Source organism: Holospora undulata HU1, assembly GCF_000388175.3.
Classification (GTDB): Bacteria; Pseudomonadota; Alphaproteobacteria; order Holosporales; family Holosporaceae; genus Holospora; species Holospora undulata_A.
The window spans coordinates 1-7,867 of sequence record NZ_ARPM03000131.1 but is presented as its reverse complement, the minus strand read 5'-3'; the positions used below and the strand labels follow the sequence as shown (position 1 = coordinate 7,867).

Annotated in this window: 9 protein-coding genes; 6 read left to right on the top strand and 3 right to left on the bottom strand. The window is 37.5% G+C overall.

The annotated features are described in order from the left end of the window. From K737_RS10040 to K737_RS11105, 5 genes are all read left to right on the top strand, one after another. The coding region (locus K737_RS10040) for a hypothetical protein (protein WP_035574990.1) at window positions 1-498 on the top strand (498 nt) is incomplete at its 5' end. A 229-nt stretch (window positions 499-727) separates the two neighbouring features. Next, the gene (locus K737_RS06835; RefSeq protein WP_006288200.1) at window positions 728-1,231 is read left to right on the top strand and encodes an MlaD family protein; all 504 of its coding nucleotides are present in this window, start codon (window positions 728-730) and stop codon (window positions 1,229-1,231) included. A gap of 157 nt (window positions 1,232-1,388) precedes the next feature. Beyond that, on the top strand, window positions 1,389-3,770 hold the full coding sequence (gene gyrB, locus K737_RS03355; protein WP_006288199.1) for a DNA topoisomerase (ATP-hydrolyzing) subunit B: 2,382 nt from the start codon (window positions 1,389-1,391) through the stop codon (window positions 3,768-3,770). Between the two features lie 300 nt (window positions 3,771-4,070). Beyond that, window positions 4,071-5,600, top strand: a complete 1,530-nt coding sequence (locus K737_RS03350) for an AMP nucleosidase (protein WP_024161417.1) — start codon at window positions 4,071-4,073, stop codon at window positions 5,598-5,600. 511 nt (window positions 5,601-6,111) lie between these two features. Continuing rightward, a complete protein-coding gene (locus K737_RS11105) occupies window positions 6,112-6,261 on the top strand; it encodes a hypothetical protein (RefSeq protein WP_235075674.1) in 150 nt (49 codons plus the stop codon). A 372-nt stretch (window positions 6,262-6,633) separates the two neighbouring features. Here K737_RS11105 and K737_RS11440 read toward each other — a convergent pair whose 3' ends face one another. From K737_RS11440 to K737_RS03340, 3 genes are all read right to left on the bottom strand, one after another. Further along, the gene (locus K737_RS11440) at window positions 6,634-6,762 is read right to left on the bottom strand and encodes a hypothetical protein (RefSeq protein ID WP_268743854.1); all 129 of its coding nucleotides are present in this window, start codon (window positions 6,760-6,762) and stop codon (window positions 6,634-6,636) included. 93 nt (window positions 6,763-6,855) lie between these two features. Continuing rightward, entirely contained in the window at window positions 6,856-7,158 is a 303-nt protein-coding gene (locus K737_RS11980; RefSeq protein WP_081731165.1) for a transposase, read from the bottom strand. Next, on the bottom strand, window positions 7,142-7,378 hold the full coding sequence (locus K737_RS03340) for a hypothetical protein (protein WP_152531072.1): 237 nt from the start codon (window positions 7,376-7,378) through the stop codon (window positions 7,142-7,144). Before K737_RS03340 ends, K737_RS11980 begins: the two co-directional genes overlap by 17 nt. A gap of 187 nt (window positions 7,379-7,565) precedes the next feature. On the opposite strand from K737_RS03340, the gene K737_RS10035 reads away from it, so the two are divergent. Then, window positions 7,566-7,727: a hypothetical protein gene (locus K737_RS10035; RefSeq protein WP_023492232.1), complete on the top strand. Its 162-nt coding sequence runs from the start codon at window positions 7,566-7,568 to the stop codon at window positions 7,725-7,727. Window positions 7,728-7,867 lie beyond the last annotated feature (140 nt).

Below are 7,867 nucleotides of genomic sequence, written 5' to 3'. Positions count from 1 at the left end.
GACTTTAATACTATTCCAGAATTCAACACACTTTATCCTAATGTTTTTGCAGCAAATGATGGAAAAACTTCTCAAGAAAAAGAAGCATTCGAACAGATTCGCGCAGCATCGTTTGAAAAAATTGCAAATTATTTTTGGGATTTAAAAAATAACGTACATACTGATGCAAACATGAGTATTTTTTTCAAATCGTATGGAAAAACGATAAGTAAATTTATGAGAGCGGTCGAAGAAGAATCTAGTAAAAATGTAGTAGATTTAGAAGATACAAATAGCCCTTATTTTAATCTTATTTGTTGTTACGAAGATACAGTAACACAAGGTGAGGGGTTTCCTTTGGCTATGCCTTCAGGCATCCAAGTGCCACTTGGACGGTGTTTACACGGCGTAGAGGTGGGGGTTTACGATGCAATAGCACAATCAGAAGGGCTACAATTTGAATTTCCAATAAGCGCTTCGTGTCGCCATTCCGAAAGTATTGCAGAACAACAGAAGTAAAAGAAGCTTTTAGAGGTCTGTAGCTTGAAAAGACGCCACTTTGTGGTGTCTTTTTTTTATTAAACCTTATTAAATGCACTGCACTTTTTTTATTTTGTTTTCTTGCAGGGCAAGTTCGTTCCTACTTGCCAAAATATAAATTTTTTCATCCCCCCCTTCCTTTTTCGTCTCTTGTGTGGACTTTACAAAAGTGATATCATGTGTACAGTTATGTTAATTCTATTTACTTGTGAAAATTCGCAATCAACGGTTTGAAGCTGCACTAGGAGCATTCATATTACTATGTGTCGTTTTGACAGTTACTTTTTTTTTATTTCGCTCTAAAGGAATCAACAAGGGATATTCTACGTTTTACGCAGAATTCGATGCGATAGATGGGTTGCGTCTTGGGTCTCCAGTAAAAATTAATGGCGTAACTGTGGGAAGCGTTTTGAAATTTAGCTTAGATCCTGAAAGCGGTTCAGTAAAAGTTAAATTTAAAGTCTTAAAAAAAATTGAGCTTCCAGAAGATACTTCTGCTTTTATCACAGGGGAATCGTTATTCGGGGAAAAAATATTGAAGCTTGATTTGGGATCTTCGGAAATAAAAATGCGTTCTGAAGAAGTAATATATCAAACCCAGGCTCCGCTGATGATTGAAGATTTGCTTTATAAATTTTTGGTTCCAGACGAGAAAAAATCTAAAAAAGAAGAAAAAGAGGGAAAAGAGCATGCAGATTCGTCCAATCAATAAAAAATACAAAGCTTTTGTTTCATCTATTAAGGATAGAATTTTGGGTGTAAAGAAGAATTTAATATTTTCATAATACATTTAAATTTTTAATTTTAAAAAATATGTTTAAAAAAATAATATAAAAACTATTTAACGTCTTTTTATAGGAAATTTATTTATGAGCAACTCTTCCACTTATTCTTCTGAAAACATTGAAGTTCTTAAAGGTCTTGATGCAGTCAGAAAGCGCCCTGGAATGTACATAGGGGACACAGACGATGGAAGTGGGCTTCACCATATGATATGGGAAGTTGTAGACAATGCCATAGATGAAAGTTTGGCAGGGTATTGCAACGAAATTAGTGTAGTTTTGGAATCTGATGGAAGCGCATCCATAACAGATAATGGGCGAGGAATTCCTGTAGATATTCACGCAGAAGAAGGAATTTCTGGTGCAGAGCTTATTATGACGCGACTGCATGCAGGGGGAAAATTTAATCAAAACGCTTACAAAGTATCTGGAGGGCTGCATGGGGTAGGAATTTCCGCGGTTAACGCGCTTTCTGAATGGCTTGATCTTACTGTTTGGAGAGATGGAGGAATGTATTATTTGCGCTTTTGCAAAGGTGTTCCTCAAGGAAGTTTAGAGCGTATAGAATCCAGTGATCGTAAAGGAACTTTAATTCGGTTCATGCCATGTAAGGAAATTTTTAAAATTACTCAGTTTGATGTAGGAGTGCTAGAAAAACGTTTGCAGGAATTGGCTTTTTTAAACCCAACTTTAACGCTTTCATTAAAGGATAGTAGAGATTCTAATGAAAAATCCTGGATGTTTGCGCATTCCGGAGGGCTTAAGGCCTATGTTGCGCACCTAAATCGTAATAAGGAAGTTCTTCAATCTTCTCCTATTCATATTTTTCTCCAGAAAGAAGATATGGTTGTTGAAGCAGCTTTAGAGTGGACAGAAACTTATTACGAAAATAATTTATGCTTTACTAACAATATCCCTCAAAGAGAGGGGGGAACGCATCTTGCAGGATTCCGCTCTGCTTTAACGCGAGTGTTTAACCACGGAGGAGCTTTTTATAAAAAAGAGAAAGTTACGTTTACAGGAGAGGATATTCGTGAAGGCTTAACTAGCGTTCTTTCCGTTAAAATTCCTGATCCAAGATTCGGTTCTCAAACTAAAGATAAGCTTGTATCTTCAGAGATTCGTCCTTTAGTGGAATCGGCGATTACAGAAGGCCTTACACAATGGCTAGAAGAAAATGTACAAGACGCAAAACGCATTTATGCTCGTATCACTAATGCAGCTTTTGCAAGAGAAGCTGCGCGGAAAGCAAGAGATTTAACGCGGAAAAAGAGTACGCTCGATATTGCTTCGCTTCCCGGAAAATTATCCGATTGCTCTGAAAAAGATCCGGAAAAAAGAGAGTTATGTCTTCTAGAAGGGGAAAGTGCTGGAGGAACAGCAAGAAACGCACGAGACCGGAAAACTCAAGCAGTTCTCCCGTTAAGAGGAAAAATTTTAAACGTAGAAAGAGTTCGTTTCGATCGAATGCTTGCCTCTTCTGAAATTGGAACACTTATTGTAGCATTGGGGGCTGGTATTGGGGCGGAATTCGATTTAGACAAGTTACGCTATCATAAAATTATCTTGATGACTGACGCTGATGTAGATGGAAGTCATATTCGAACTCTTCTGTTAACTTTTTTCTTTCGACATATGAGATCATTGATTGAAAGAGGGCATTTATTTATTGCGCAGCCTCCATTATATGGGATAAGAAAAGGCTCTTCGAAAATTTATCTTAAAAATGAAAGAGCCTTGGAAGAATTTTTGATGGACACAGGAATGCGAGGAGTCGTATTAGAAAACAGCTTAACTTCTAAAGCAGGGGCGGATTTGAAATCATTTTTGGCATTGTGTATTAAAGCAAAAGAGCTAATTTACTCGCTTCAAGTCAGTGCTCCCATCATTGTGGAGCAACTTTTTTTAGCAGGACTTTTGGATCAAGTTCCTTCTTCTGAAGAGCTTCCCTCTTGGATTGAGCACGCATTACACCGTCTTCAACGCCTAGGAGATTGGAAATGGAAGATCAACCAAGACTCAGAAAATTCTCGTGAAGGGGTGCAAATTCACTACGAAAAAGATGGGGTTATTTTTAGGTACGAATTTTCCTACAAGCTTTATGATCAAAAAGAATTCAAAAAACTTTTTTCCTATCGGCAACCTTTGTTAGAGATGTTTCAAGAAGTGTGCACCCTAAGACAAAAAGAAGATCGCGTATTAATTTATGGTCCATGTTCTTTGTGGGATCAAATTAATAAATATGGAAGAAAGGGGCTAGAGATAAAGCGTTACAAAGGTCTTGGAGAAATGGAGGATTATGAGTTATGGGAAACAACCTTAGACCCTTCTGCCAGAACATTGCTTCAGGTGCGCATTGAAGATGCTCAGATAGCGGACGAATTATTTTCTACTCTTATGGGGGATGCGGTCCCTCCAAGAAGAGCTTTTATTCAAAAAAATGCTATGAATGCCTTAATTGATGCCTAATTTCATATTTTTGTATTAGTTTAATAGCGAAGCTGCTATAGTATGAAAGACAAAGAGTAAAAAGACAAAGGGCAAGTGCCGACCTGGACAAAAAGAGAAAACAAGAGTACACTAAAATAAGATTAGCGCTTAACAGTTAAATGCGGTTTTTTGTATAGTGGCGTGAAAAGAAAAAGTGTTCAAGATAGAATTTTTTATCGTTATTTTCGTAATGGGGTTTCTTTTTTTGTTTTAAAAGAAAGGAGGGGTGTGCTTTGTCTTGGATAATAAGCATAACATATGCGTGAAGAGGAGATAAAGGTGGAATCAGAAATCAGCTTCAATAAATTTTCTTGTGTTACCAAGTGTGCTCAAGAGCAACTTCACGTAGAAGTTTTTGTTAAAAACGCTGGGCTTCATGACCCTGTAGTGTGTCGCAGTGCCCAAGAAACGATTCAGACTTTGGAAGCGTTGTATTTGGCCAGTGTGCAAGATCTAAGAAACGCAGTGGGGAGTCCTTCTGGGTTAAAAGAGCTTAAACTTCAATTTAAAGGGACGTATCCTTATCTAGGAATATGGGGAAAAGGAGCAGAACATGTGTGCGAAGTTTTCCGGTCTTGGGCTATTTTGCGAGAAGATGGATATTACGGAACAACCGTTACGCATCCAGATTTATTTAAAGAGTATTGGGAACAACAGTTACTTCATCTTTTTTCTATTCGCGAGCTTTGCTGTGTAGTGGGCAGAAGTTCTCGTTTTATTCCTATTTATTTTTTAAAAGAAGATGTTTTGTCCCATGCTAAGGATATTTCGCAGATTAAGGGAATGTTGACGATGCCTTCCCCAAAAGATATGGATGATCAGGTTGCAAATGGAACAGTACTGTGGGACCATTTGGCAATAAAACCATTATCTTATTTTCCAGCAGAGCGTACAGATTATTCCGTTACTCGTATTCACCATTATTGTGGGACTTCTGCATCTTCTTTTCAAAATTTTATTTTGTTGACAAATTATCAGCGATATGTTGACCTCTTTTTTCATTATGCAAAACAGCGGTTATCCGAATCAGACGGGGTGTATACGCATTGGATAGAACCTAAAGATACTATTTTATCCTCTAAAGATATGGATCTTTCTAGAACTCGGGAGGCTGGCCATCATTTTCAGATGCCTGCTTATCATTTAGTAAGTCCGGACAGAAATGGAATAAGTTTAGTAAATATTGGTGTTGGCCCCAGTAATGCTAAAAATATGACTGATCATTTGGCTGTTCTTCGCCCCCACTGTTGGATAATGTTGGGACATTGCGCAGGACTGCGGCAAAGTCAAAGATTAGGAGATTATGTATTAGCACATGGCTATATGCGGGATGATCACGTATTAGATGAGGGGCTTAGTCCAAATATTCCTCTTCCTCCAGTGGAAACCATACAAAAGGCTCTACTTAACTCTATTCAAGAGATTTGTCAATTGGATGATGAAACTATGATGAGTCGTGTGCGGTGTGGAACTATTGTTTCCACAGGGGACAGAAATTGGGAACTAGATGTGCTAAATCGCTCTAAAACTTTTCGACAATGTCGCGCAATAGCATTAGATATGGAGTCGGGTATTATAGCGGCCAACGGCTTTCGGTTCAGAGTTCCTTATGGAACCTTGTTGTGTGTTTCTGATCGTCCCTTGCACGGAGAGCTTAAATTGCAGTCTATGGCTCAAACTTTTTATGAACAGCGGGTAAAAGAGCATTTAACTATTGGAATTCATGCGCTAGAGGCGTTGCGTCGCCTTGGTCCTGACCGACTTCACACCCCAGAGCTACGAGGGTTTCAAGATGTGTTGTTTCGGTAAGAATAGGTATTGTTTTTTGCTATTAAATCTTGTAGAATTCAGAGATGTTTGATAGGTAATATTCTTTTTTTCCAGAAATAGTCTTGTTATTATTTAAAAAGATGTAAAAAGTTATGCTAAATAAGATTAAAACAAGTTTTCAATAAAAAAACTTAATTTTTTTTGTGCGTGCTCAGGCCGTATCCCTTTAGTGAAGATAACCATTGAAGCCAAGTGAATGGTGCTCAGAAAATTACATTTTATCATAGCGTGTGGCAATGGCGCGATAGTACTTTAAGTTTACGAAAAAATTCTCGATCAAATGACGAAGTTTGATAAAGATTGTTTATCAGCTTATCATAAAGCAAAGGCTTTAAACAGTTCTTTTTAGGGGGGAATCAAGGACTTACCCACTTTTTTTGAGTTTTGCTGCATACGTTCATCAGTATCTTACGATTTACCTCATTAGCCTTCATACTGCGACATTAACACATCGCCCTCATCCAGATTCTTAGTCCTAATTTTTTGTCAAGTGAAAAGCGATGGGGACTATTTTGGGCATCGTAGATTGCACGGATATTTGTGCTCAGATGGCCTGGTTCTCGTATTTTTTAGTGCCAGCGGCTGTGTATGGGCACGCACAATCGTTCATCGCGTACTCGTTTTCAGCATCACTGGCTAAGATTTCAAAAACGCTTTTCCACACGCCTTTTTGACTTCAACAGGTGTGGATGGTATGAAATCGCCAAAAATGAACTATAGCCAAAACATCATAAAAAGAACATGACGATGGAGCTGGATAGAGTTATAATTAAATAAATTATATAATTAAATTTATGACATATTCATTATACTGTATGCATGATTTAGCTATCTTTCTTAATAGGATCATGGAATGGGCTATCATACTCATATTTTCAGCAGTCGCTATGGCAATTTCATAATCTTTAGACGCCCTTCGAAAAGGATTTAGCTATCCTATGTTCTTTCGACAATCTAACGCGTTGGAAGTATGACCCATCCTTGAGATATGCGCTCTGAGGTTGCTATAGTTTTATTCAATACTGTTTCTTACAAATTCCTCCAGGGGTTTTCTATATCCAGCATCTACACACACTTCCTTTAATGTAGGATATTTTTGCAACATTTCCTTAAAAACTCTGCACCCAGCAACTAGTGTCATGCGTATTGGCCTTATGAACCGTGATATGGAGCAGATTGCTTTGACTATCAACACCACTATGCCGTTTACGTATCTTTTTTCCCCCATCTATACCTATTTTTTCTGAGGCTCCTGTGGGGTTAACACTTGTTTTAACACTTTGTGAATGATGCTATAGCTGGGATTTTTACTCCTTTCATACTTACTTCGGCTTATCTTAACAAGTTCATGCATCACTTTTTCCCATACCCCCTTAATCCTACATGGTCTATAAAACGAATGTACCGTCGAATATGGTGGAAAATATTTTTGTAGCATGCGCCATTGACAACCGCTCTTGATTATATAACATACTGCATTAACACCCTCTTTTTTGTTGTATTTGCTTTTATTGCCGCTATCAAAATGATGCTTTATTACTTCCTACTCTTTCTTTTTTATATCGCTTGGATAATTCTTCTTCCACTCCTCCAGGCCTTTTATACCACACTTTTTTATTCATGAATACAGGTTCTAGATTTTCGAAAAAAGTATTAAAAACAAAGCACGGGTTATCATTTGAAAAAATAGCCGATAGATTTTGCATATCTAAATCAGCAGTAGTGATATAGAGCAAAACTCTTGAAGGAGTCAACAAAAGGAATAAACCATGGACAAAATTAGACAAAGAGAACGTGAGAATAGATATAGAAGAATTTCCAGAAGGTATAGCTTGAAAGGGCTAAGAGGTCAGAAGTCAGCGCTTCTGGTACAAGATATGCAAAACAACGTTTAGGAGTAACATATAAAAAAACTCTCAATCATCCGATCCAGAAAAAAGGTCTATGTTTTGCCAAAAAATTAAAGAATTGAAAAAGGAAGATAAGCAGATAGGTTATAGTGTGAAAGTGGTTTTGCTCAGGATATGCCAAGAACGTATGGGTACTCTGATAAAGGCAATCGGTGTTATGGTTCTTATGACTGGGGGGGCAGGGCATAAGAGTTGAAAGTGTCAAAATAAATGTTTAACAGCATTGAAATCCCCTCCTGAAATAATAATTAATGTTTTAATAAAAGATTACTCTAGATCTAATGTAAATTGAAATAATGGAATTTTGAAGCCATGCAGTTTCTTTCTAGCCTTGTA